24 protein-coding genes and 1 pseudogene are annotated in these 24,912 nt (G+C 67.8%); 15 read left to right on the top strand and 10 right to left on the bottom strand.

What is annotated here, in order from left to right:
- The first annotated feature begins 49 nt into the window (after positions 1-49).
- The gene (locus EET13_RS06435; protein ID WP_122441493.1) at positions 50-718 is read left to right on the top strand and encodes a GtrA family protein; all 669 of its coding nucleotides are present in this window, start codon (positions 50-52) and stop codon (positions 716-718) included.
- On the opposite strand, the gene EET13_RS06430 is transcribed toward EET13_RS06435, so the two are convergent.
- Together EET13_RS06430 and EET13_RS06425 are read right to left on the bottom strand one after the other, a co-directional pair.
- On the bottom strand, positions 673-1,191 hold the full coding sequence (locus EET13_RS06430; protein WP_122441492.1) for a PH domain-containing protein: 519 nt from the start codon (positions 1,189-1,191) through the stop codon (positions 673-675). The two genes, EET13_RS06435 and EET13_RS06430, sit on opposite strands and share 46 nt — an antisense overlap.
- A 14-nt stretch (positions 1,192-1,205) precedes the next feature.
- On the bottom strand, positions 1,206-2,108 hold the full coding sequence (locus EET13_RS06425; protein ID WP_122441491.1) for a biotin--[acetyl-CoA-carboxylase] ligase: 903 nt from the start codon (positions 2,106-2,108) through the stop codon (positions 1,206-1,208).
- Between the two features lie 181 nt (positions 2,109-2,289).
- Here EET13_RS06425 and EET13_RS32240 point away from each other — a divergent pair.
- From EET13_RS32240 to EET13_RS06385, 8 genes and pseudogenes are all read left to right on the top strand, one after another.
- Positions 2,290-2,952, top strand: a pseudogene (locus EET13_RS32240) (PE family protein); the annotation flags it as partial.
- A gap of 138 nt (positions 2,953-3,090) precedes the next feature.
- Positions 3,091-4,731 carry an acyl-CoA carboxylase subunit beta gene (locus tag EET13_RS06415; protein ID WP_122441489.1) on the top strand — a complete coding sequence of 547 codons (1,641 nt, stop codon included), beginning with the start codon at positions 3,091-3,093 and terminating at the stop codon, positions 4,729-4,731.
- Positions 4,728-5,075 (top strand): acyl-CoA carboxylase subunit epsilon, encoded by a 348-nt coding sequence (locus tag EET13_RS06410; RefSeq protein ID WP_244603792.1) that lies wholly within the window; start codon positions 4,728-4,730, stop codon positions 5,073-5,075. The genes EET13_RS06415 and EET13_RS06410 overlap by 4 nt, the downstream gene beginning before the upstream one ends.
- On the top strand, positions 5,072-5,713 hold the full coding sequence (locus EET13_RS06405) for a Maf family protein (RefSeq protein WP_122441487.1): 642 nt from the start codon (positions 5,072-5,074) through the stop codon (positions 5,711-5,713). Before EET13_RS06410 ends, EET13_RS06405 begins: the two co-directional genes overlap by 4 nt.
- A gap of 114 nt (positions 5,714-5,827) precedes the next feature.
- Positions 5,828-6,718 carry a sulfurtransferase gene (locus tag EET13_RS06400; protein ID WP_122441512.1) on the top strand — a complete coding sequence of 297 codons (891 nt, stop codon included), beginning with the start codon at positions 5,828-5,830 and terminating at the stop codon, positions 6,716-6,718.
- Complete coding sequence (locus tag EET13_RS06395; RefSeq protein WP_122441486.1) at positions 6,718-7,137, top strand: SufE family protein; 420 nt, start codon at positions 6,718-6,720, stop codon at positions 7,135-7,137. Before EET13_RS06400 ends, EET13_RS06395 begins: the two co-directional genes overlap by 1 nt.
- Positions 7,138-7,239: 102 nt before the next feature.
- Positions 7,240-9,036, top strand: coding sequence for an acetyl/propionyl/methylcrotonyl-CoA carboxylase subunit alpha (locus tag EET13_RS06390; RefSeq protein WP_122441485.1), 1,797 nt, complete (start codon positions 7,240-7,242; stop codon positions 9,034-9,036).
- A 231-nt stretch (positions 9,037-9,267) separates the two neighbouring features.
- The gene (locus EET13_RS06385) at positions 9,268-9,663 is read left to right on the top strand and encodes an STAS domain-containing protein (protein ID WP_425294008.1); all 396 of its coding nucleotides are present in this window, start codon (positions 9,268-9,270) and stop codon (positions 9,661-9,663) included.
- Here EET13_RS06385 and EET13_RS06380 read toward each other — a convergent pair.
- Both EET13_RS06380 and EET13_RS06375 read right to left on the bottom strand, forming a co-directional pair.
- Complete coding sequence (locus EET13_RS06380; protein WP_122441483.1) at positions 9,634-10,422, bottom strand: RNA polymerase sigma factor SigF; 789 nt, start codon at positions 10,420-10,422, stop codon at positions 9,634-9,636. The two genes, EET13_RS06385 and EET13_RS06380, sit on opposite strands and share 30 nt — an antisense overlap.
- Entirely contained in the window at positions 10,419-10,856 is a 438-nt protein-coding gene (locus EET13_RS06375) for an anti-sigma factor (protein WP_122441482.1), read from the bottom strand. Before EET13_RS06375 ends, EET13_RS06380 begins: the two co-directional genes overlap by 4 nt.
- A 158-nt stretch (positions 10,857-11,014) precedes the next feature.
- On the opposite strand from EET13_RS06375, the gene EET13_RS30220 reads away from it, so the two are divergent.
- On the top strand, positions 11,015-11,164 hold the full coding sequence (locus EET13_RS30220; RefSeq protein ID WP_168991240.1) for a hypothetical protein: 150 nt from the start codon (positions 11,015-11,017) through the stop codon (positions 11,162-11,164).
- A gap of 154 nt (positions 11,165-11,318) precedes the next feature.
- Here EET13_RS30220 and usfY read toward each other — a convergent pair whose 3' ends face one another.
- The 4 genes from usfY to EET13_RS06355 form a co-directional block, all read right to left on the bottom strand.
- Complete coding sequence (gene usfY, locus EET13_RS06370) at positions 11,319-11,630, bottom strand: protein UsfY (protein WP_122441481.1); 312 nt, start codon at positions 11,628-11,630, stop codon at positions 11,319-11,321.
- Between the two features lie 50 nt (positions 11,631-11,680).
- Complete coding sequence (locus EET13_RS06365; protein WP_122441480.1) at positions 11,681-12,073, bottom strand: hypothetical protein; 393 nt, start codon at positions 12,071-12,073, stop codon at positions 11,681-11,683.
- A gap of 83 nt (positions 12,074-12,156) precedes the next feature.
- The gene (gene lat, locus EET13_RS06360; RefSeq protein ID WP_122441479.1) at positions 12,157-13,506 is read right to left on the bottom strand and encodes an L-lysine 6-transaminase; all 1,350 of its coding nucleotides are present in this window, start codon (positions 13,504-13,506) and stop codon (positions 12,157-12,159) included.
- Between the two features lie 52 nt (positions 13,507-13,558).
- Positions 13,559-14,011, bottom strand: coding sequence for an Lrp/AsnC family transcriptional regulator (locus tag EET13_RS06355; RefSeq protein WP_122441478.1), 453 nt, complete (start codon positions 14,009-14,011; stop codon positions 13,559-13,561).
- A 30-nt stretch (positions 14,012-14,041) separates the two neighbouring features.
- Here EET13_RS06355 and hglS point away from each other — a divergent pair, with 30 nt between their 5' ends.
- Genes hglS through nei2 form a run of 5 tightly spaced genes read left to right on the top strand, consistent with a single transcriptional unit; the run spans position 14,042 to position 22,881 of the window.
- Positions 14,042-15,292 carry a 2-oxoadipate dioxygenase/decarboxylase gene (gene hglS, locus EET13_RS06350; protein ID WP_122441477.1) on the top strand — a complete coding sequence of 417 codons (1,251 nt, stop codon included), beginning with the start codon at positions 14,042-14,044 and terminating at the stop codon, positions 15,290-15,292.
- Complete coding sequence (gene amaB / locus EET13_RS06345) at positions 15,289-16,803, top strand: L-piperidine-6-carboxylate dehydrogenase (RefSeq protein WP_122441476.1); 1,515 nt, start codon at positions 15,289-15,291, stop codon at positions 16,801-16,803. Before hglS ends, amaB begins: the two co-directional genes overlap by 4 nt.
- A 48-nt stretch (positions 16,804-16,851) precedes the next feature.
- Complete coding sequence (locus tag EET13_RS06340; protein WP_122441475.1) at positions 16,852-17,529, top strand: TetR/AcrR family transcriptional regulator; 678 nt, start codon at positions 16,852-16,854, stop codon at positions 17,527-17,529.
- Between the two features lie 30 nt (positions 17,530-17,559).
- Positions 17,560-22,113 carry an ATP-dependent helicase gene (locus EET13_RS06335; protein ID WP_122441474.1) on the top strand — a complete coding sequence of 1,518 codons (4,554 nt, stop codon included), beginning with the start codon at positions 17,560-17,562 and terminating at the stop codon, positions 22,111-22,113.
- Positions 22,114-22,116: 3 nt separating this feature from the next.
- The gene (nei2, locus tag EET13_RS06330) at positions 22,117-22,881 is read left to right on the top strand and encodes an endonuclease VIII Nei2 (RefSeq protein WP_122441473.1); all 765 of its coding nucleotides are present in this window, start codon (positions 22,117-22,119) and stop codon (positions 22,879-22,881) included.
- A gap of 80 nt (positions 22,882-22,961) precedes the next feature.
- Here nei2 and EET13_RS06325 read toward each other — a convergent pair whose 3' ends face one another.
- Positions 22,962-23,879 (bottom strand): CE1 family esterase, encoded by a 918-nt coding sequence (locus EET13_RS06325; RefSeq protein ID WP_122441472.1) that lies wholly within the window; start codon positions 23,877-23,879, stop codon positions 22,962-22,964.
- Between the two features lie 64 nt (positions 23,880-23,943).
- Positions 23,944-24,750: an MBL fold metallo-hydrolase gene (locus EET13_RS06320; RefSeq protein WP_122441511.1), complete on the bottom strand. Its 807-nt coding sequence runs from the start codon at positions 24,748-24,750 to the stop codon at positions 23,944-23,946.
- Between the last annotated feature and the right edge of the window lie 162 nt (positions 24,751-24,912).

Here is a 24,912-nt window from a genome sequence, read left to right as displayed (position 1 = left end):
TATGTACCATTTTGCGTCGATTTCGCGTCGATCCGTACACTGACGTGTTGTGTCCTTTGCCGATGCCACAATTGCGCGCCTTCCCGGGGTGGTTCAGCCCTATGCGCAGCGCCACCACGAGCTGATCAAATTTGCCATCGTCGGAGGCACCACATTCATCATCGACTCGGCAATTTTCTACACGCTGAAGCTGACGATTCTCGAGCCTAAGCCGGTGACGGCCAAGGTAATCGCCGGGATCGTCGCCGTCATCGCCTCCTACGTGCTGAACCGGGAGTGGAGCTTCCGCGACCGCGGCGGCCGCGAGCGCCACCATGAAGCATTGCTGTTTTTCGCCTTCAGCGGCGTCGGGGTGCTGCTGAGCATGGCTCCGTTGTGGTTCTCCAGCTACATCTTGCAGCTACGCGTCCCGAATGTGTCGCTGACCGTGGAAAACCTGGCCGACTTCCTCTCGGCCTACATCATCGGCAACCTGCTGCAGATGGCGTTCCGGTTCTGGGCGTTCCGGCGTTGGGTATTCCCCGACGAATTCGCGCGCAACCCTGACAAGGCGCTGGAATCGGCGCTCACCGCCGGCGGCATCGCCGAAGTCCTGGAAGACACCCTCGAGGGCGGCAACGTCACCCTGCTGCGCGCCTGGCGAAGCAAGCGCAACCGGGCCGGCCGGTTAGATCAGCTGGGCGCTTCCTCCGAACCCAGGGTGTCGAAAACTTCGTGATACAACAGCGCGTGCACTTCGCGCAGGCGCGGAATGTCGGGGAACTCCAGCGGGTCGTGTGACGCCGACTCGATGATCAGCGTCCCGGTGCGAAACATCCGTTCGGTAATGCGGTCGCGGAACTCCACGCTGTTGATCCGCGCCAACGGAATATCGATACCGGTTCGGGTCAACACGCCGCGGCGAAACATCACTCGCCGGTTGGTGACCACGAAATGCGTGGTCAGCCAGCTCAGGAACGGCCATAGCGTGCCCCAGCCGACGATCACCAGCCAGATGCCCCAAATGACGCCGTGAATAATGTTCTTGGCCAGCTGCTGCCAGTGCGTGGCGTTGACGAACCCCGAACCCAGCGCGGCCAGCCCGGTAACCAGGATCAGCACCACCGCCGGCCAGATCAGCCGTTTCCAGTGCGGGTGGCGATGCAGGACAACCTGCTCACCGGCGGCCATGGCATTGTCGGGGTACCTCATGGTGGCGACCTTAGCTAACGCAAATGCACCACGTCACCGGCTGACACGACGACCACCTCACCGCCGGTGTCGAGACACAGCCGGCCCTGGTCGTCGATGTCCTGCGCGACCCCGACGATGCCATGCGCCGGCCCCGCCCTGACTTTGCCGTCTTGGCCGTCTTGGCCGCCTTGGCCGCCTTGGCCGCCTTGGCCGCCTTGGCCGCCGTGGCTGGCGTTGCCGCCGGGCAGCAGCACCCGCACGCGCGAGCCGATCGTCAGGCTGCGGGCCCGGTAGTCGGCCGCCAGTTGCCGGTCCGCGGCGCGCCACTGCGCGATCCGGGCTGTCAGGTCTCGCAACAGCGTGCGGGCCAGCCGGTTCCGATCGGGCGCGCGGACGCCCAGGTCGAACAGGGACGTCGCCCCCCCAACACCGACCTCCTCACGCGACTGGGTGACGTTGAGCCCCACACCGACCACAGCGAACGGGTGGGCGACCTCGGCCAGGATGCCCGCCAGCTTGCCCATAGTTCCCGCAGACCCGGCCAACACGTCGTTGGGCCACTTCAGGCTGGCTTGGACGGCACTGCTGTCGATCAGGGGGGCGACCGCATCGACGACCGCCAGGCCGGTGGCCAGCGACAGCCAGCCCCACGCTGCGGTCGCGACGTCGTCGATACGCACCCCAAACGACATGGTGAGCTGTGCGCGCGGGACGGCCGACCAGCCCCGGCCATGGCGCCCGCGCCCGGCGGTTTGGTGCTCGGCGATCAGGACCGCCCCGTCGATATCGGCTCCGGCGGCCGCGCGTGCCAGCAGATCGGCGTTGGTGGATCCGGTCTGCTCCACCACGTCGAGTTGGCGCCAACCCGAACCGATCGCCTCAGCACGCAAGGCCGCGGCGTCGAGTGGCGGTCTGAGCTGATCGCGGTCCATCACGGCCCTAGCCTAGGACTAGGGCGCGCCCGCCAAGTCGAGGTACAAGTGTGCGTTTGGCCGCGGTCGCTGCGTTCCGGACCGCGTCGCAAAGTCGGCAAAACGCCGAAGGCCGGGCAGCCACACCGAATATTCTTCGTCTGACCAAAGTGATCGCCATTCGGACCGAGCGGAGAATTACCTGATGTCAACCGTGGTAGCCATTCCGGAGGTGCTGGCTTCGGCGGCGGCTGAGCTGGAAGGTCTCGGCTGGGCGATCAGCACGGCCAACGCGGCGGCAGCAAACCCCACGACCGGGCTGATAGCCGCCGCCGCGGACGAGGTGTCGGCGGCGACAGCGGCGCTGTTTTCCGGTCACGCCCAGGCCTATCAGGAGCTCTGCGGACACGCGGCGGCGTTTCATGATCAGTTTGTGCGGGCGCTGACCGGCGCCGGGTGGTCGTACGCGGCCGCTGAGGCGGCCAACGCGTCGCCGTTGCAGGCCGTTGCGCAGGATCTGTTGGTTGTGATCAATGCGCCCACCCAGGCGTTGCTCGGTCGACCCCTGATCGGCAACGGCGCCGACGGCGCGCCAGGGCAGGCCGGTGGAGCCGGCGGGTTGCTATACGGCAACGGCGGCAACGGCGGCGCCGGCGGCAACGGCGGTACGGGCGGCATCACCGGCATCGGCGGCACCCCCGGCACCGATGGTGACGGCGGCACCGGCGGGGACGGCGGCACCGGCGGTAACGCTCATTTGATCGGCGACGGCGGCAACGGCGGCAACGGCGGCGACGGCGCCGTGATCGGCGGCGGCGGCCACGGCGGCAAGGGCGGGCTGCTGTTCGGCAGACGCGGGACTACTGGAACCTAGACAGGTAGGCCCAGCCGGCCGCCCGAATGCACGCGCTGCAGAGGCACACTGCACGACGGCGAGAACGCTGGATGTGAGACAACGATGGCTTCCTGACGGCAGACGCGGTGGCTGCCGATACCATCGACTCCCATGACGAGCGTTACCGACCATACTGCCGAGCCCGCCGCCGAACACACGATCGACATCCATACCACCGCGGGCAAGCTCGCGGAGCTGCACAAGCGTCGGGCCGAGTCCCTGCATCCGGTAGGCGAGACCGCCATCGAGAAGGTGCATGCCAAAGGCAAGTTGACGGCCCGGGAGCGCATCTACGCACTGCTGGACGAGGATTCGTTCGTCGAGCTGGACGCGCTGGCACGGCACCGCAGCACCAATTTCGGGTTGGAGAACAACCGCCCGCTGGGCGATGGCGTGGTCACCGGATACGGCACCATCGACGGCCGCGACGTGTGCATCTTCAGCCAGGACGCCACCGTGTTCGGCGGCAGCCTGGGTGAGGTGTACGGCGAGAAGATCGTCAAGGTGCAGGAGCTGGCGGTCAAGACCGGCCGTCCGCTGATCGGCATCAACGACGGGGCGGGCGCGCGCATTCAGGAAGGCGTCGTCTCGCTGGGCCTGTACAGCCGGATTTTCCGCAACAACATCCTGGCCTCCGGCGTGATCCCGCAGATCTCGCTGATCATGGGCGCTGCCGCCGGTGGTCACGTCTACTCCCCCGCGCTGACCGACTTCGTCGTCATGGTCGACCAGACCAGCCAGATGTTCATCACCGGACCCGACGTCATCAAGACGGTCACCGGCGAGGACGTCACCATGGAGGAACTCGGCGGTGGCCACACCCACATGGCCAAATCCGGCACCGCGCACTATGTCGCGTCCGGCGAGCAGGACGCGTTCGACTACGTTCGCGAGCTGCTGAGCTACCTGCCGCCCAACAACTTCACCGATCCGCCGCGCTACCCGGCGGCCGTCCCCGAAGGGCCGGTCGAGCAGAACCTGACCGACGAGGACCTCGAGCTGGACACGTTGATCCCCGACTCCCCGAACCAGCCCTACGACATGCACGAAGTGGTCACCCGCATCCTCGACGAGGACGAGTTCCTCGAGATCCAGGCCGGCTACGCGCAGAACATCATCGTCGGGTTCGGGCGCATTGAGGGCCGGCCGGTGGGAATCGTCGCCAACCAGCCCACTCAGTTCGCTGGCTGCCTGGACATCAACGCCTCGGAGAAGGCCGCCCGATTCGTGCGGACCTGCGACTGCTTCAACATTCCGATCGTGATGTTCGTCGACGTTCCGGGCTTTCTGCCCGGCACCGATCAGGAATACAACGGCATCATCCGCCGCGGCGCCAAACTGCTCTACGCCTATGGCGAAGCGACCGTTCCGAAGATCACCGTCATCACCCGCAAGGCCTACGGCGGCGCGTATTGCGTGATGGGCTCCAAGGACATGGGCTGCGACGTCAACCTGGCCTGGCCTACCGCGCAGATCGCGGTGATGGGCGCTTCCGGTGCCGTGGGCTTCGTGTACCGTCAGCAGCTCGCGCAGGCGGCCAAAGACGGCGAGGACGTCGACGCGTTGCGGCTTGCGCTGCAGCAGGAATACGAGGACACGCTGGTCAACCCGTATATCGCCGCCGAACGCGGGTATGTCGACGCCGTGATCCCGCCGTCGTACACCCGCGGCTACATCGGGACTGCGCTACGGCTGCTGGAGCGCAAGATCGCGCAGCAGCCGCCAAAGAAGCACGGGAATATTCCACTGTGAGTCGAGTGAGCGGAGCGAGCGCAGCGAGCGACGGGAACGAGACGAACAATCAGGCCACTGTGAGTCGAGTGAGCGGAGCGAGCGCAATGACTGAGCGGAACGAGACGAGCGAAACCGCCGACCACGCACCGCACCCCCACGAACCCCACATCGAGATCCTCAAGGGACACCCCACCGATCAGGAGTTGGCCGCGCTGGTCGCGGTGCTGGGCAGCGTCAGCGGTGCGCCCCCGGCGCCGGAAACCGAGCCCACTCGGTGGGGCTTGGCAGTCGACAAGCTGCGGTTCCCCGTCTTCAGCTGGCAGCGCATCACGCTGCAGGAAATGCTGCACATGCGCCGATGACCCGGCTGGTGCTCGGGTCGGCATCCCCCGGTCGGCTCAAAGTGCTACGGCAATCCGGCGTCGAGCCGCTGGTTTTGGCATCCGGGGTCGACGAGGACATGGTCATCGAAGGTCTGCAACCCGATGCTTCGCCGGGCACGGTGGTAGCCGCGCTCGCGCGGGCGAAAGCCGAGCACGTCGCCGCGTCGCTGGACGGCACTGTTGCCGGCGATTGCGTTGTCGTGGGCTGTGATTCGATGCTCTACCTCGACGGCCGGCTGTGCGGCAAACCACAATCGGTCGACCATGCCCGCCGGCTTTGGCATTCCATGTCCGGCCGCTCCGGCCAGCTTCATACCGGCCACTGCGTCATCCGGTTGCGCAACGCCGAAATCGTCGACAGTCTTGCCGAAACTGCAATCAGCACGGTTCATTTCGCAACACCATCGCCCGACGATCTGGAGGCCTACCTGGCCAGCGGGGAGCCGCTGCGGGTTGCCGGCGGCTTCACGCTGGACGGTCTGGGCGGTTGGTTCGTCGACGGGGTCGACGGCGATCCGTCGAACGTAATCGGGTTGAGCCTGCCACTTCTGCGTTCACTGCTGCAGCAGCTAGGGCTGTCCGTCGCCGCGCTCTGGGCGGCCAACGCCGGCACGTGAGCCCGGCCAGTGCGTCGGAGCTTGGAGACCGCGGCGAGTGTATGTCCGCGCAACCGCAGGCATGGCTCGACCAGCCGGGCGGACGGCTGCATGGTCAACGGTAGGCTGAAACACGTGCCGCTTCCCTCTGATCCGAGTCCCAGTCTGTCGGCCTACGCCCACCCAGAACGGCTCGTAACCGCCGATTGGCTGTCTGCCCACCTGGGCACTCCCGGTTTGGCGATCGTCGAATCCGATGAAGACGTCCTGCTTTACGACGTCGGCCATATTCCGGGTGCGGTCAAGGTGGATTGGCACACCGACCTGAACGACCCGACGGTGCGCGACTACATCACCGGTGAGCAGTTCGCCGCATTGATGGACCGCAAAGGTATTGCCCGCGACGACACCGTGGTGATCTACGGCGACAAGAGCAACTGGTGGGCAGCCTACGCGCTGTGGGTGTTCACCCTGTTCGGCCACCCCGATGTGCGCTTGCTCAACGGCGGTCGCGACCTGTGGCTCGCCGAACGCCGCGACACCACCCTCGAGGTGCCGGCAAAGACGTCGGCCGGCTACCCGGTGGTGCAGCGCAACGACGGCCCGATCCGCGCCTTCAAGGACGACGTGCTGGCCATCCTGGGCAGCCAGCCACTGATCGACGTGCGCTCGCCCGACGAGTACACCGGCAAACGCACCCACATGCCCGACTACCCCGAAGAGGGCGTGCTGCGCGGCGGCCACATCCCCACGGCGCGCTCGATCCCGTGGAGCAAGGCGGTCGACGAGAGCGGACGGTTCCGCAGCCGCGAGGAGCTCGAAAAGCTCTACGGCTTCTTGAACCCCGACGACAAGACCGTCGTCTACTGCCGCATCGGCGAACGCTCCAGCCACACCTGGTTCGTGCTCACCCATCTGCTCGGCAAGCCCGGCGTGCGCAACTACGACGGATCGTGGACCGAATGGGGTAACACCGTCCGCGTACCGATCGTCGCCGGGGAAGCTCCAGGAGCCGTATCAGCCTGATGAGTCTGCCTGCGCCGCTAGCCGAGGTGGTGTCCGACTTCGCCGAAGTTCAGGGCCAGGACAAGTTGAGCCTGCTGCTGGAGTTCGCGAACGAGCTGCCGGCGCTTCCTGAGCACCTCGCCGAATCCGCTATGGAACCCGTGCCCGAGTGCCAGTCGCCGCTGTTCTTGCACGTTGACGCCAGCAATCCGCAGCGCGTGCGCCTGCACTTCAGCGCGCCGGCCGAAGCGCCGACCACCCGCGGCTTCGCCTCGATACTGGCCGCGGGCCTCGACGGCCAGCCGGCAGCCGACATTTTGGCGGTGCCCGAGGATTTCTACGCCGAACTGGGTTTGGCCGCTCTGATCAGCCCGCTTCGGCTGCGTGGCATGTCAGCGATGCTGGCCAGGATCAAGCGCCGACTGCGCGAGACGGCCTGAACCGGGAACCGCGTGCCCGGCCCCACGGCGCGGCGCATAAACTTCCCGGAACAAGACTTGTAAGAAATTCTCTTAAGGACGTTCAGCCCTACAGGAGGCGCAGTGGCCAGTCACGCCAGCTCCAGGATCACCAAGGTTCTCGTCGCCAACCGCGGTGAGATCGCAGTCCGGGTGATCCGGGCGGCCCGGGATGCCGGTCTGGCCAGCGTGGCCGTCTACGCCGAACCCGACGCCGAGGCTCCGCACGTACGGCTGGCCGACGAGGCGTTCGCCCTCGGTGGTCAAACCTCGGCCGAGTCCTACCTGGACTTCGAAAAGCTGCTCGACGCGGCGGCCAAGTCCGGTGCCAACGCCATCCACCCCGGCTACGGCTTCCTGTCGGAAAACGCCAACTTCGCCCAGGCGGTGATTGACGCCGGGCTGATCTGGATCGGGCCCAGCCCCCAGTCGATCCGCGACCTCGGCGACAAGGTCACCGCTCGTCACATCGCCGCCCGCGCGCAGGCTCCGCTGGTGCCCGGCACCCCCGACCCGGTCAAAGACGCCGACGAGGTGATCGCCTTCGCCAACGAATACGGCTTGCCGATCGCGATCAAGGCCGCCCACGGCGGCGGCGGCAAGGGCATGAAGGTGGCCCGCACCATCGACGAAATCCCCGAACTCTACGAGTCGGCGGTGCGGGAAGCCACCGCCGCGTTCGGCCGCGGCGAGTGCTTCGTCGAGCGTTACCTGGACAAGCCGCGCCACGTCGAGGCGCAGGTAATCGCCGACCAGCACGGCAACGTCGTGGTCGCCGGGACCCGCGACTGCTCACTGCAGCGCCGCTACCAGAAGCTGGTCGAGGAGGCCCCGGCACCATTCCTGACGGACGCGCAGCGCAAGGAAATCCACGAATCGGCCAAGCGGATCTGCAAAGAGGCCCACTACTACGGCGCCGGGACCGTCGAATACCTGGTCGGACAGGACGGCCTCATCTCCTTCCTCGAGGTCAACACCCGCCTGCAGGTCGAGCACCCGGTCACCGAGGAAACCGCCGGTATCGACTTGGTGCTGCAGCAGTTCAAGATCGCCAACGGCGAAAAGCTGGACATCACCGAGGACCCCACCCCCCGCGGGCACGCCATCGAGTTCCGGATCAACGGCGAGGACGCCGGGCGCGGATTCTTGCCCGCGCCCGGACCGGTGACCAAATTCCACCCGTCCAGCGGCCCGGGCGTCCGGCTGGATTCCGGCGTGGAGACCGGCTCGGTGATCGGCGGCCAGTTCGACTCGATGCTGGCCAAGCTGATCGTCCACGGCGCCGACCGCGCCGAGGCGCTGGCCCGCGCGCGTCGCGCGCTGGACGAATTCGAGGTGGAGGGTCTGGCCACCGTCATCCCCTTCCACCGGGCGGTGGTGGCCGACCCGGCGTTCATCGGCGACCAGGACGGCTTCTCGGTGCACACCCGTTGGATCGAGACCGAGTGGAACAACACCGTCGAACCCTTCACCGCCGGCGAGCCCAGCGACGAGGAAGACGCCCGGCCGCGGCAGAAGGTGGTCGTCGAGGTCGACGGTCGACGGGTCGAGGTGTCACTGCCCGCCGACCTGGCGCTGTCCGGCGGCGGCGGCTGCGACCCGGTCGGCGTCATCCGGCGCAAACCCAAGCCGCGCAAGCGCGGCGCCCACAGCGGCGCGGCAGCCTCCGGCGACGCGGTGACCGCACCCATGCAGGGCACCGTGGTGAAGGTCGCTGTCGAAGAAGGACAAGAAGTCGTCACCGGCGATCTTGTGGTGGTCCTTGAGGCGATGAAGATGGAAAACCCGGTCACCGCCCACAAGGACGGCGTCATCACCGGCCTGGCGGTCGAGGCCGGGGCAGCCATCACGCAGGGCACGGTGCTCGCCGAGATCAAGTAGCCGATCACCGAGCCAAACCCCGTCTGACCAGCGATTCTCTGAGTCAGATCGGAGAACGTTGTCGCCCCGGCACCCGCCGGGTAGCCTCGAAACAGGTTGAGTTCACAGCCGCCCGGAGCTACGTCCTGTCAGTGCGTCAGGGTCGCCAGGAAGGCAAACTCCCTGTATAGCGGTCCCGCGCAGACGCGGCGTGGTCGACAGCAACAAACGCTCGATGGATGGAGTCCACGATTGTCTGTGATCCAATCCTGGCAGAAATGCGGAACCGCTGACTTCACTGCCAGCTATGGGCCGTCGGCCGGCGTGATCACCGTGGAAGGTGAGCTCGACGCCGCCAATGCCGATCAGCTCACCGGATACGTGCAGCAGTGCGTGCGGTCTTGCCGGTGGCTGACCCTGGACCTACGCCACCTGGAATTCATTGGTACTGCCGGGTTTTCCGCTCTTCACCGAATCAACGTGGTCTGCTCGGCGGCAGACATCCGGTGGGCGCTGGTGCCCAGCCGGGTCGTGTCGCGGTTATTGGAGATTTGCGATCCCGACGGCGCGCTGCCCGTCATAGAGGCGGTGAACGGTGCACCGGAGGGGGACCTGCGCCTACTCGAGCTGGTCGCGGAGCCGCGCTAGCGACTTGGCCAGCAACCGCGATACGTGCATCTGCGAGATGCCGACCCGCTCGGCGATCTGTGTTTGCGTCATCGACTCGAAAAACCTGAGTATCAACACCGTTCGCTCGCGCTCGGGCAGCGCTTCGAGCAATGGGCGCAGCGACTCCCGATCTTCGATGCGGTCCAGGCCGGTGTCCATGTCACCGAGCGTGTCCGCGATGGCACGGGCGTCGTCGTCTTCATTACCGCCACCGCTGTCAATGGACAAGGTGTTGTAGGAGCTGCCCGCCACCAGCCCTTCGACAACTTCGGTGCGATCCATACCAAGTTCGGCGGCAAGTTCGGTGGCGGTGGGCGCCCTGCCGAGCCGTTGCGACAGGTCTGCGGTGGCGGTGCCCAACCGCAGGTGCAGTTCCTTGAGCCGGCGGGGAACCTTGACCGACCAACTGTTGTCTCGAAAGTGCCGGCGGACTTCGCCCATGATGGTGGGCACGGCGAACGAGACGAAATCCGACCCGGTCTCGACATCGAAGCGGACGACGGCATTGACCAGTCCGACCCGGGCGACCTGGATCAGGTCGTCGCGCGGTTCGCCACGGCCCTCGAACCGCCGGGCGATGTGATCGGCCAGCGGCAGGCAACGCTCCACGATCTTGTCGCGGTGGCGCTGGAAGTCCGGTGAGTCGGCCTCGAATCCGGCCAACTCACGAAACATCTCCGGCACATCGGCGTATTCGTTCGGCCGTGAAGCAGAACCGCCGCCAGGTCGCGGCGTCACCTGCCAGAGGCCGCCCGTCGGGCCGTCAACACAATGCCGAACACACTGCCGGCGGCGTCGGGCAAGCGACCATCGTGAAACGTCTGGACGTCGTCGGCCAGCGAGGTCAGGACATGCCAGCTGAAGCTGCCCGGCGCCACGACGTCATGGGTGTCGCAGATCGCCGACGCCTCGACGACGAGTTCGTCGTCGCGCGGATCGACTACCAGCGTCAGGGTCGCGTTCGGCGTGGCTGAGCGGATCAACCGGGTGCACACTTCGTCGACCGCCAGCCTCAGGTCGGCGACGGCATCGAAATCCAAGTCCTCGAAGGTGCCGATGGCACCGACCAGGGTGCGCAGGATGGCCAGATTCTCCAAGCGCGCAGCAACGTTGAGCTCGACGGCGCGGTCGCCGCGTTGGTGCCTGTTGAGACGCGCGTCGGCATCGCTCATGTGGCCTCCCGGCAATTTTTGACCGACACTACTACTACTGATGTGGGTCCCGATTTGGCTGTCGATTTCGGTCCCTTCTCGATTGCCTTCCGGAGGCCCGGTGTGGGCCGCGCGTTCTAACCGGTTGGTCACGGCTGGCACCGGGTATTCAACCAGCTATGCACGAACGCGACGTGACGGACACCATCCAGGCACGCCGGCTCAGGCGCATCGCGGTGATCGCCGGCATCAGCCTGGTGGTGTTGATCGCTGTCGCGGCAGCAATCTATGTCGGTGCTTACGTGATTCTGTCCCCCATGATGGGGTAACAGCGCCGACGCGGCACAGCCAGTACTCGTCATGGTTCACACCTGATACCCCGTCGGCGCCACCGGTAAAACAAACTGCCGACTCGGGTTTGTGGTGACGCGGCAGCCGGTGCCGCCCGGCCAGGATCAGCGGCCGGTGCCGTACCTGTCACTGCTAGCTGGCCAACCGTTGGCGCGGTACCTCGGGGTGTTCGGCGTACCACCGCTCGGCGATCCTGCGTACCCGGCGGTGCTCGACGGCCAGCCACACCAGCCCGGCCACGGCGACCACGAGCGCCGCGACGCCGGCGATCATGCCCTGCACGTCATGCCCGGTGCCGAAGGCGGCCAGAGAGCCGACGATGCCGATCACGCCGGCCACCACCAGCAGGTACCCGGGCCAGTGCAGCACGTCGATCAGTGACTCGCCGGCCAGGGGCCGCGTTGTATGCAGATGGTCGACGGGGTCGCGGTAGGTGTCGCCCATGGCTTCTCCTCGTTCGTCAGCGGCCGGACTCGCGGGACAGGATGGAGCGATCAGAGCCAACTCACCGCCAGGGCCGGGCCGGCGATGGGAGACACCCCCATGGATACGGCCACCACCATCAGCGTCAACAAGAACCATCCGGCGCCGTGCCACCCCCACCAGGTGCCACGGGCACGCCAGACCTGATAGGTGCGGACAAAGGCCCAGACTCCACCGGCCAACAGAATCAGCGGTCCGCCGAAGGCCAGCAGGGTCCGTTCCGGTGGGCCACAGGCCACCGTGTCCAGGCCCGCTTCCCCGCACGTGCTGACCCACAGGGCCGCCATGATGACGAACCCCACACCGGCGCCGGCGGCCAGGACCGCGAACCGGATGGCGGCGCGAACTTCGGCGTCGTCCTGTCCAAGTCGATCACCATGTGACCGTTCGCGTGTCTTCTGCATTCCTGAACCCCAATCCCGCGTTCGCGGAGTACAACGCTTTCATACCCCGCGGTCAGCCCAGGTAAACGGTGCACCGGGTCCGACTAGGTCACAGCCGTCAACGCGGCACGCACACCGGCGATCGCGGCGTCGATCTCGGCGCGCGTGACGGTCAACGCCGGACGGAAACGCACGCCGTCGTCACCCGCTGGCAACACGATCACCGCACGTTGCCACAGCCGACGGATCACCTCGTCACGGTCCGCGGTGGTCGGCAGGCTGAAGGCACACATCAGCCCCCGGCCGCGCGGATGCAGAACCAGGCCCGGGAAATCCTCGGCCAGCTCGTCGAGCCGGGCGCGCAGATGGCGGCCCTGGCGGGCCGCGTGTTCGAATAGTCCTCCGCCTTCGATCACCTCCAGAATGCGGCGCGCCCGCACCATGTCGACCAGGTTTCCGCCCCACGTCGAGTTGAGCCGGGACGTGACCGCGAACACGTTGTCGGCGACCTCGTCGACCCGCCGACCCGCCATCACCCCGCACACCTGCGTCTTTTTGCCGAATGCCACGACGTCGGGCGCCGCACCCAATTGCTGGTAGGCCCACGCGGTTCCGGTGATCCCACAGCCGGTCTGTACCTCGTCGAAAATCAGCAGCGCGTCGTGTTGGTCACACAGCCGGCGCATTGCGGTGAAGAACTCGGGCCGGAAGTGGCGGTCGCCGCCTTCGCCCTGAATGGGCTCGGCGATGAAGCAGGCGATGTCATGCCGGTGCGCCTCGAACGCCGCGCGGGCCTGCCGCAACGCCTCGGCTTCCAGCGCATCCATGGCCGACTCGCTTGAACCCGGCCGGATATAGGGTGCCTCGATGCGCGGCCAGTCGAATTTCGGGAAGCGGTCCACCGTAACGGATTTGGTGTTGGTTAGCGACAGGGTGTAGCCGCTGCGGCCGTGAAATGCCCCGCACAAGTGCAGCACCCGGGTGCCCAGTGCCGGATCGATGCCGCGCGCCTGGTTGTGGCGGCTCTTCCAGTCGAATGCGACCTTGAGCGCATTCTCGACCGCCAACGCGCCGCCCTCGACGAAGAACAGGTGCGGCAGCGCCGGGTCGCCCAGGACCCGTACGAAGGTCTCGACGAAGCCTGCCATGGCCACTGAGTACACATCGGAGTTGCTGGGTTTGTTCAGCGCGGCTTCGGTGAGTTCGGCACGGAATTCCTCGTCGCCGGTCAGCGCCGGATGGTTCATGCCCAACGCCGAAGAGGCGACGAAGGTGAACATGTCGAGGTAGCGGCGACCGGTTCGGGCGTCGACCAGATAGGAGCCGGCCGATCGGGACAGGTCGAGCACCAGATCGAGCCCGTCGACCAAAAGGCTGCGGGCGAGCACTTCCTGGACCTGGTCTGGCGCTACCTGCCGGCCGGTGCGCGCAAACGATCTCACGGCGGCAGTCATCCCACCATGCTAGCCGTAGATTTCCGGAGATAGTGGACTTATGCAGGAAAGATTATGGTATGAACTGGCGGTCGCTGTAAAAAGTGTTCAGGATGATGGTGCTTCGAGTGCGCACGTTGGCGGCGGTCCGGATGCGCTGCAGCAGGTCTTCCAGTGCCCGGGCGGACTCGACGCGCACCACCAGGACGTAACTTTCTTCGCCCGCCACGGAGTGACAAGCTTCGATTTCCTCGATGTGCTCCAGCCGCGCGGGCGCATCATCGGGCTGGGAAGGATCCAAAGGAGTGATGGCCACGAATGCCGACAACAGATGCCCGACGGCCTCCGGATTGATCCGCGCCGAATACCCGGTCACCACGCCGCGCGATTCCAGTCTGCGCACCCGAGACTGGACCGCGGAGACCGAGAGGCCCGCGCTGGCAGCCAGCTGCGAGAGGGTGGCACGCCCATCGGCGACCAGCTCACGCAACAGGATCCGGTCGATGTCGTCGAGCCTGTCACCCATGCGCGGAGACTATCCCAGGCACGGCGCCCGATGAGCCCGGTCACGAGGCTGGACACCTGGCAACTTCGGGCCCGCTTCGCGGCCGGCTTGTCGGCCAGCTATGCCGCCCAAGTTCCCGCCTACACCACGCTGGTGCAGGTGAGCACTCAGGTCAACGCCGACTACGCGGCGCGCCATGGCGACGCGCAACGGTTGGGCTCGCTGCGGCGGGTTACCGCCGAACGCCACGGCGCCATCCGGGTGGGCACCCCGGCCGAGCTCGCCGCCGTCGCCGAGTTGTTCGCCGCGTTCGGCATGGAACCGGTCGGCTTTTACGACCTGCGCTCGGCACCGTCGCCGATTCCCGTGGTCTCCACCGCGTTTCGCCCGATTCAAGCAAATGAACTAGCGCGCAACCCGTTTCGGGTGTTCACGTCGATGCTGGCCACCGGCGACAGCCGGTTCTTCGAGGCCGGGCTGCGCAACCGCGTGCAGAACTTCCTGGCGCAGCGGCAGTTGTTCGATCCCGCGCTGCTGACCCGGGCGCGGGCGATCGCGGCCGACGGCGGCTGCGACGCCGCGGAAGCGCAGGTTTTCGTCGCAGACGCAGTGGCCGCATTCGCGCTGTCGCGGGAACCGATCGACAAGTCCTGGTACGAGGAGCTGTCCCAGGTGTCGGCGGTGGCGGCCGACATCGCCGGGGTCGGCACCACCCACCTCAATCACCTGACGCCGCGGGTCCTGGACATCGACGAGCTGTACCGGCGCATGACCGCGCGCGGGATCACCATGATCGACACCATTCAGGGCCCGCCGCGCACCGACGGACCCGCGGTGCTGTTGCGGCAGACCTCTTTTCGCGCGCTGGCCGAACCGCGGTGGTTTCGCTGTGCCGACGGCCGCATCACCGAGGGCAGCCTGCGGGTACGGTTCGGCGAAGTCGAGGCGCGCGGTGTCGCGCTCACCCCGCGCGGGCGCGAACGCTACGACGCCGCCATGGCGCAGGCGGACCCGGCCGCCGTGTGGGGCAACTACTTCCCGTCCACCGACGCGGAGCTGGCCGCGCAGGGCCTGGCCTATTATCGCGGCGGCGACCCGGCGGCGCCCATCGTCTACGAGGACTTCCTGCCCGCCTCGGCGGCCGGCATCTTCCGCTCCAACCTGGACCGCGACAGCCGCACTGGTGTGGATGTCGGCGATGATTCCGGCTACGACAGGCAGTGGCTGGCCGGGGCCCTCGGACGCGATATCCACGACCCGTACCCGCTGTACGAAGCACAGGCCAAGGAGGCTGCCGCATGACCAGCACCAGCGAGCTACGCGACCGGGTCGTGGCGGCTTTCGACGCGATCGGAGTGACCGCCGCCCTCGGCGAGCCGGGCGGAGCAGGGACGCCGGTCAGCACCCCGATCACGGGCGAGGCGTTGTGCACCCTCGCCTACACCACGCCCGAGCAGGCCCGCCGGACGATCGCCGAAGCGGCACAAGCGTTTTCGACGTGGCGCGAGACACCCGCCCCGGTGCGCGGCGCGCTGGTAGCCCGCCTCGGCGAGCTGCTCACCGCGCACCAGGATGACCTCGCCACGCTGGTGACCGTAGAAGTCGGCAAGATCACCGCCGAAGCGCTGGGCGAGGTCCAGGAAATGATCGACATCTGCCAGTTCGCGGTCGGGTTGTCGCGCCAGCTCTACGGGCGCACCATCGCCTCGGAGCGGCCGGGACATCGATTGATGGAGACCTGGCATCCGCTCGGCGTGGTCGGGGTGATCACCGCGTTCAATTTCCCGGTTGCGGTGTGGGCGTGGAATAGCGCGGTGGCGCTGGTGTGCGGAGACACGGTGGTGTGGAAGCCCTCGGAATTGACGCCATTGACGGCGCTGGCCTGTCAGGCGTTGCTGACCCGCGCAGCCGCCGACGCCGGCGCCCCGCCCGCGGTGAGCGGCCTGCTGCTGGGTGAGGCCGACGTGGGCGAGCTGCTCGTCGACGACCCGCTGGTGGCGCTGGTCTCGGCGACCGGTTCGGTGCGGATGGGCCGGCAGGTCGGTCCCCGGGTCGCCGCACGCTTCGGCCGGGCGTTGCTGGAGCTCGGCGGCAACAACGCGGCCGTCGTGACTCCCTCGGCCGACCTCGAGCTGGCGGTCCGGGCCATCGTCTTCGCCGCGGCGGGCACTACGGGTCAGCGCTGTACCACCCTGCGCCGGCTGATCGTGCACCGCTCGATCGCCGACGACGTGGTGGCCCGGGTCGCCGCCGCCTTCGAGCAGCTGCCCCTCGGCGACCCCTCGGCGCCGGGCACCCTGGTCGGCCCGCTCATCCACGAGACCGCCTACCGCGACATGCTGGGCGCGCTCGAACAGGCGCGAGCCGACGGCGGCGAGGTCGTCGGCGGTCAGCGTCACCAGGATGAGCACCCGAGCGCCTACTACGTCGCCCCCGCCATGGTCCGGATGCCGTCGCAGACGGCCATCGTGGCGGCCGAGACGTTCGCGCCGATCCTCTACGTGCTGGCTTACGACGACCTCGACGAGGCTATCGCACTCAATAACGCTGTACCACAAGGGCTTTCATCGGCAATCTTCACCAATGACCTGCGCGAAGCGGAGCGCTTCCTCAACGACTCCGACTGCGGAATCGCCAACGTGAACATCGGCACCTCGGGCGCGGAGATCGGCGGCGCGTTCGGCGGCGAGAAGCAGACCGGAGGCGGCCGGGAGTCCGGTTCGGACGCCTGGAAGGCCTACATGCGCCGCGCCACCAACACGATCAACTACTCACACGAGTTGCCGCTGGCGCAAGGAGTGCGGTTCGGCTGAAAATCGGGTCTAGCGGAGCCCATAGTCGAGATGAGTAGTATCGTCCCCATGGCGACAGCCAGGAGGCGGTTATCCCCTGAGGACCGACGCGCCGAACTGCTGGCCCTGGGGGCGGAAGTTTTCGGAAAGCGACCTTACGACGAGGTCCGCATCGACGAGATCGCGGAGCGCGCCGGGGTGTCGCGCGCGCTGATGTACCACTACTTCCCGGACAAGCGAGCATTCTTTGCCGCCGTCGTCAAGGACGAGGCGGATCGGCTGTACGCGGCCACCAACAAGCCGCCCGCCTCGGGCCTGACGATGTTCGAAGAGATCCGCATCGGCGTGCTGGCCTACATGGCCTATCACCAACAGAACCCGGAAGCCGCATGGGCGGCCTACGTCGGCCTCGGCCGCTCGGACCCGGTTCTGCTGGGCATCGACGACGAGGCCAAGAACCGCCAGATGGAACACATCATGACCCGTATCGGCGAGGTTGTGAGCGGCATTCCGGGCAGCAACGCGCTGGAACCGGAGGTCGAGCGCGACCTGAGGGTGATCATTTTCGGCTGGATCGCGTTCACCTTCGAGATATGTCGTCAGCGCATCATTGACCCCACCACCGACGCCGAACGCCTTGCCGACGCCTGTGCGCACACGCTGCTGGACGCGATAGCCCGGGTACCGCAGATTCCCGAGGAACTGGCCCATGCGATGGCGACCGCACGAGACTTGCCGCAGTCGTAATTTGTCGGTGCCCCTTGGCACGATGGTCCGGTGAGCTTTGACCCGCTGGGCCGATTCAGCGCTATCACCCGCGACTGGTTCGCCAGCACCTTCGCCGCGCCGACCACCGCACAGGCGCAGGCCTGGGCCGCTATTGCCGACGGCGACGACACCCTGGTCATCGCCCCGACCGGCTCCGGTAAGACGCTGGCCGCTTTCCTCTGGGCGCTCGACAGCCTGGCCGGCGCGCCGGATCGACACCCGGGCACTCGGGTCCTGTATGTCTCTCCGCTCAAGGCGCTGGCGGTCGATGTCGAGCGCAACCTGCGCACCCCGCTGGCGGGGCTGACCCGGCTCGCCGAGCGCCGGGGTCTGCCCGCGCCCGACATCGGCGTCGGGGTCCGCTCCGGTGACACCCCGCCCGCACAGCGCCGCCAGCTCATCGCACGGCCCCCCGACGTGCTGATCACCACCCCCGAGTCGCTGTTCTTGATGCTGACCTCGGCCGCGCGTGAGACGCTGGCCCGCGTCGAGACCGTCATCGTCGACGAGATCCACGCCATCGCCGCCACCAAGCGGGGCGCTCATCTGACCCTGTCGCTGGAGCGCCTCGACGACTTGGCGCAACGGCTACCTGGAAGGCGGCGCGCACAGCGCATCGGGCTGTCGGCGACCGTGCGCCCGCCCGAGGAACTCGCCCGGTTTCTGTCGGGTCAGTCCCGGACCACCATCGTGGCTCCACCCGCGGCCAAAACGGTGGAGCTGTCGGTGCAGGTGCCGGTGCCCGACATGGCCAACCTGGCCAACAACTCGATCTGGCCCGATGTCGAGGCGCGGCTGGCCGACCTGATCGAAGCACACAATTCGACCATCGTGTTCGCCAACTCGCGCCGTCTTGCCGAACGACTTACCGCCCGGCTCAACGAAATTCACGCCGAGCGGGGTGGGGTGGAGCTCGCCGGCGCGCCGGATCAGAAGACCAACCCGCTGGTGGCCGGCGGCGCCCCCGCCCACATCATGGCAAGCGGTCAGAGCTTCGGCGCTCCACCAGTGCTGGCCCGGGCCCATCACGGCTCGGTCAGCAAGGAGCAGCGCGCCCTGGTTGAGGAGGACCTCAAGCGCGGGCTGCTCAAGGCCGTGGTGGCCACCTCGAGCCTGGAGCTGGGCATCGACATGGGCGCGGTCGACCTGGTCATCCAGGTGGAGGCGCCGCCGTCGGTGGCCAGCGGCATGCAACGCATCGGACGGGCCGGTCACCAGGTCGGCGAGATCTCGCGGGGGGTGCTGTTTCCCAAGCATCGCACCGACCTGCTCGGTTGCGCGGTCACCGTGCAACGCATGCTCGCCGGTCAGATCGAGACCATGCGGGTGCCGGCCAATCCGCTGGACATCCTGGCCCAGCACACCGTGGCGGCGGCCGCGCTCGAGCCGCTCAACGCCGACCGCTGGTTCGACACCGTGCGTCGCAGTGCCCCGTTTGCGACCCTGCCGCGCAGCGCGTTCGAGACCACCCTGGATCTGCTGTCCGGCAAGTACCCGTCCACCGAGTTCGCCGAGCTGCGGCCGCGGCTGATCTACGACCGTGATACGGGCACGCTGACCGCCCGGCCGGGCGCACAGCGGCTGGCCGTCACCTCCGGGGGCGCCATCCCCGACCGCGGGCTGTTCACCGTGTGGCTGGCTACCGAAAAGCCTTCGCGGGTCGGCGAACTCGACGAAGAGATGGTGTACGAGTCACGCCCGGGTGATGTGATCTCGCTGGGGGCCACCAGCTGGCGGATCACCGAGATCACCCACGATCGGGTGCTGGTGATCCCGGCGCCGGGCCAGCCGGCCCGGTTGCCGTTTTGGCGCGGCGACGACGTGGGCCGTCCGGCCGAGCTCGGCGCCGCGCTGGGCGCGCTGACCGGCGAGCTGGCCCGCCTGGACCGCGACCAATTCGGCAAGCGTTGTGCTGCTTTGGGTTTCGACGAATACGCAACCGACAACCTGTGGGGCTTGCTGGAGGACCAGGGGGTCGCCACCCGGGTGGTGCCCACCGACACCACCCTGCTGGTCGAGCGGTTCCGCGACGAATTGGGCGATTGGCGGGTGATCCTGCATTCGCCCTACGGGTTGCGGGTGCACGGGCCGCTGGCACTGGCAGTGGGCCGGCGGTTGCGGGAGCGCTACGGCCTCGACGAGAAGCCGACCGCGTCCGACGACGGCATCGTGGTGCGACTGCCCGATTCCGGGGACCCCCCGCCGGGGGCCGAACTGTTCGTTTTCGATGCCGACGAGATCGACGCCATCGTGACCGCCGAAGTGGGCGAGTCGGCGCTGTTCGCCTCCCGGTTCCGGGAATCAGCTGCGCGCGCACTACTGCTGCCCCGCCGCCACCCCGGCCGCCGCTCGCCGCTATGGCACCAACGCCAGCGCGCCGCCCAGTTGCTGGAGGTGGCCCGCAAGTACCCCGACTTCCCGATCGTGCTGGAAACCGTCCGCGAGTGCCTGCAGGACGTCTATGACGTCCCGACGTTGATCGGGCTGATGACCGATATCGCCCAGCGCCGGGTGCGGGTCGCCGAGACCGATACCGCCACGCCCTCTCCGTTCGCAGCGTCGCTGCTGTTCGGATACGTCGGCGCCTTCATGTATGAGGGCGATGTCCCGCTGGCCGAACGCCGCGCCGCGGCGTTGTCGCTGGACAGCACACTGCTGGCCGAACTGCTCGGCCGCGTCGAGCTGCGTGAGCTGCTGGACCCTCAGGTGATCACCACGACCGGTCGCCAGCTGCAGCATCTGTCGGCCGACCGGGCGGCCCGCGACGCCGAAGGCGTCGCGGACCTGCTGCGGCTGCTGGGTCCACTCACCGACGACGAAGTTGCCGCCCGTGCCAGCGCGCCCGACGTCGGCGGCTGGCTGGAGGGCTTGCGGGCCGCCCGCCGCGCCCTGCCGGTGTCCTTCGCCGGCCGTCACTGGTGGGTGGCCGTGGAAGACATCGGCCGGCTGCGTGACGGCGTCGGCGCGGCGGTTCCGGTGGGGCTGCCGGCGACGTTCACCGAGGAAGTGGCCGATCCGCTGGGCGAGCTGCTGGGCCGCTACGCGCGCACCCGCACCCCGTTCACCACCGCCGAGGCCGCGGCCCGGTTCGGCCTGGGCCTGCGGGTGACCGCCGATGTGCTGGGCCGGCTGGCCGGAGACGGCCGGCTGGTGCGCGGCGACTTCGTCGTCGCTGCCGCGCCCGGCGGCGTCGGATCGCAGCAATGGTGCGACGTCGAGGTGCTGCGGATTCTGCGGCGCCGGTCGCTGGCGGCGCTGCGGGCGCAGATCGAGCCGGTCAGCACCGCGGCCTACGGGCGCTTTCTGCCGCAGTGGCACCAGGTGGGCGCCACCGATGCGGGCGGAGTCGACCGACTTTCGGCGGTCATCGAACAGCTTGCCGGCGCGCGGATTCCGGCCTCTGCGCTGGAGCCACTGGTCCTGGCGCCGCGAGTCCGCGACTATTCGCCGGCGATGCTCGACGAGCTGCTCGCCAGCGGCGAGGTGCTCTGGTCGGGCGCCGGGTCGATCTCGGGCAGTGACGGCTGGGTCAGTCTGCACCTCGCCGATTCCGCGCCTTTGACGCTGGCCTTGCCGCCCAACCAGCCCGCCGAGATGGAGCTGACCGATGCCCATCGGGTCATCCTGGACACGCTGGCCGGCGGTGGCGCGTACTTCTTCCGCCAGCTCACCGGAAACGGACATACCGAAACCGAGCTCAAAACCGCTCTCTGGGAATTGATCTGGGCCGGCTGGGTAACCGGCGACACCTTCGCGCCGGTGCGCGCGATCCTCGGGGGCGCACCGGGTGCTCGCAAGCGGTCCGCCCCCGCACACCGGGGACACCGCCCGCCGCGGCTGAGCCGATACAGCGTCGCGCATGCCCAGGCCCGTGCCGCCGACCCCACGGTAGCGGGGCGATGGTCGGCGCTGCCGACTCCCGAACCGGACTCCACCCTGCAGGCCCTCTATCACGCCGAGCTGCTGTTGAACCGCCACGGCGTGTTGACCAAGGGCGCGGCGGCCGCCGAAGGTGTGCCCGGCGGGTTCGCCACCCTGTACAAGGTGCTGAGCGCGTTCGAGGAGGCCGGCCGCTGCCAGCGCGGCTACTTCGTCGAGTCGCTGGGCGGCGCTCAGTTCGCCGTCGCGTCCACCGTGGACCGGCTGCGCGGCTACCTCGACGGAATCGACCCGCAGCGGCCGGAATACCGTGCGGTGGCGCTGGCCGCCGCCGACCCGGCCAACCCGTACGGCGCGGCCCTGCCCTGGCCTACCACCGAACGTGACGGCGCGGCCCGGCCGGGCCGCAAGGCCGGGGCGCTGGTCGTGCTGGTGGACGGCGAATTGGCGTGGTTCCTCGAGCGTGGTGGCCGAACGCTGCTGACCTTCACCGGCGACCCGGGCGCCGGCCACGCGGCGGCCATCGCGGTGGCCAATCTGGTATCGGCCCGGCGGGTGTCCTCGATTCTGGTGGAGCGCGTCAACGGGGCACCGGTCCTGCAACCGGGCGGGCCGGGCGCGGTGACGACCGCCCTGGTCGAGGCCGGGTTCGTCCGCACGCCACGCGGTTTGCGGCTGCGATGAGCCATGCCCGAGGGTGACACCGTCTGGCACACGGCGGCCACGCTGCGCGAGCGGCTGGCCGGCCGCACGCTGACCCGCTGCGATATCCGGGTGCCACGGTTTGCCGCCGTCGACCTCACCGGGCAGGTGGTGGACGAGGTGCTCAGCCGGGGCAAGCACCTGTTCATCAGGATCGGCGGGGTCAGCATTCACTCTCATATGCAGATGGACGGCAGCTGGCGAGTCGCGGACCGGCCGGTCCGGGTAGACCACCGAGCACGAATCATCTTGGAAGCCAGAGACATTCGCGCGGTCGGCGTCGACCTGGCTGTGCTGGAACTCCTCGACCGGGACAACGACGGCGCCGTCGTCGCGCACCTGGGACCAGATCTACTGGGCGCGGAGTGGGATGCTGCGGTTGCGGCCGCCAATCTGGCTGCCGACCCCCAGCGGCCCATCGCCGAGGCGCTGCTCGATCAGCGGGTGCTGGCCGGGATCGGCAACGTCTATTGCAATGAACTGTGTTTTGTCAGCGGACATCTGCCGACCGCACCGGTCAGCGCCATCGCCGACCCGCAGCGGCTGGTCGCTCGCGCGCGAGAGATGCTGTGGCTCAACCGATTTCGGTGGAACCGCTGCACCACCGGCGACACCCGGGCCGGCCGGCGGCTGTGGGTATACGGACGAGTTGGTGAGCCGTGTTGGCGCTGTGGAACCCGCGTCGAATATCTCAGCGCCCGCGACACCGCCGAGCGGGTTCAGTTCTGGTGCCCAGCCTGCCAGCGCTGATCGGGGCCCGCTTGGTAGGTGCACTGCGCGTGGCGCTTGTGAGCGGGGGCGGCGTCCGGTTCCCCCTCAAGCCATCCCAACTAATCCCGGCCGTGCGCCATAAAGAACGCCACGATGGCTTGCGACCCGTCGAAGGCACGCGTGGTCGTACCGACAATTGCCTTGGGCAGGTATTGCTTGCCGCCGGGCCACGTGTGTCCGCCGTTGTCGATCCGATAGAAGACCACCTCGGTGCCCGCCGTACAGGACCGTGAGTCGTACCGGCGCACCACGGTTCCGTCGCCGGCGTTGGGCAGCTCGTCCACCGTGGGTGCGCCTTGGCATCCGTCGACCGCGCGCCAGCGGTCGACCATGCTGGACGCCGAGATGGCTTGGCTCAGACCGCCCCGACCGCGCACCTTCCCGCCGTTGAACGGCACCACCGGATCGGCTGTGCCGTGGGCTTCCATCACCGAAACCGGTCGCGACGGGTTGCAGGCCACACCCACTCCCAGCGTGCCGGCGATCGGCGCGATCGCGGCGAACACGTCGGCACGGTCACAGGCCAACCGGTTGGACATGAAGCCCCCGTTGGACATTCCGGTGGCAAAGACGCGCCCGGCGGGAACGGAAAACTCGCTCCGCAGCTTGCCCACCAGCGCGACCAGAAATCCGACGTCGTCGAGATGGCGGCGATCGGCCGGCGAGGCTCCCCGCCCGTCGGCCCAACTCTTGTCGTAGCCGTCGGGATAGACCACCAGCAGGTTGTGGGCGTCGGCCACCGAGTCGAGGTCCGTCAGCCCTTGCTGACCGACGCCGGTGCCCCCGCCGCCGTGCAAGTTGAGCACCAATCCCGCCGGCGAACCCGGCGGCACATGCACGATGTAGGTCCGCTTCAAACCGCCGAACTGGAACGTTCCGGCCTGATCGCGAGCGCGGGCCGCCGATACGTGCTGCTCCGCGCAGCCGGCCAGGCACGCCGCCAGAATGAGCGGCAACAACCATCGTGCCCACGGCATGACGGCCAAGTTACCGACCGCGGCCCGTCAGCGCTCACAGACCTACCCAATTTCACCCGTTGTTTCACACCGTCACCGCAGCGCCGCGCTCCAACTCGATGATTCGGTCGGCCATACCTCGGCGCTTCATCTCATGGGTGAAATCCGCCAGGGGCGATGCGAAGACACCGTAGTCGTCGAAGTGGATGGGGATGAGCTTCGGCAGCTCCAGCAGCTGCACCAGTCTCGCGCCCTGGCGTCCGTCCATCGTCACGGTGAGCCCGAGGGGCAGTCGCCGGCCGGCCGGCAGTCGAGTCCCGCCCAGGTGCAGCACGCCGAGGTCAATCGCATCGAAGCGACGGGGAATCTCGGCGAGCTCCTCGACGAACAAGGTGTCGCCGGAGACATACAGCCGGCGCGCCACCGAACCGTTCGCCGATGTGAATTCGAGCATGGTGCCCATCACCGGCGGCAGCAGCCGATGAATTCCCAGCGGCGCATGCCGGCCGGGCAGCGACGTCACGGTCAAACCGACACCGGCCGTGCTGATCGTGTGACGTTGCCAGGTCTGCAGGCCAAGTGCGTGGCGGAAACCGCGACGGTGCAGTCTCTTGGCGGCGTGCGGGGTTGTGACGACCGGAATTTCATGGTCGAGCCCCTTTTGCGACACCCGGTCCCAATGATCGCCGTGCATGTGCGACAGGACGATGGCATCGATCGGCGGCAGTTGGTCGATGGTCATAGCCGGTTCCGGCAGTCGTTTGGACACCAGCCCGTAGCCCAGGTAGGCGTGTTGCCCGCGGTGCAGAAAGTTCGGGTCGGTCAGCACGGTCAGGCCGCCGGCGGTGATCAATGTCGTGGCGTTGCCGATGAACGTCACGGTGATTGCCACGGTGTCCGCAGCCTTCCGAGCCGCCACCGCCTTCCCGGATTGCACCGCCTGCCTAGATTCCATAGCCTTGCCAGATTCCATACCGCCGGCTACCCCACTGGGCGCGGTTCAAGCAGCCGAGAAGCCCCCCACACACACAGCGGGTTCTCCCACGCCCTGCAG

This window comes from Mycobacterium attenuatum, from assembly GCF_900566085.1.
Classification (GTDB): domain Bacteria; phylum Actinomycetota; class Actinomycetes; order Mycobacteriales; family Mycobacteriaceae; genus Mycobacterium; species Mycobacterium attenuatum.
The sequence above is the reverse complement of the archived record's forward strand: the minus strand, read 5'-3'. Positions and strand labels throughout refer to the sequence as shown.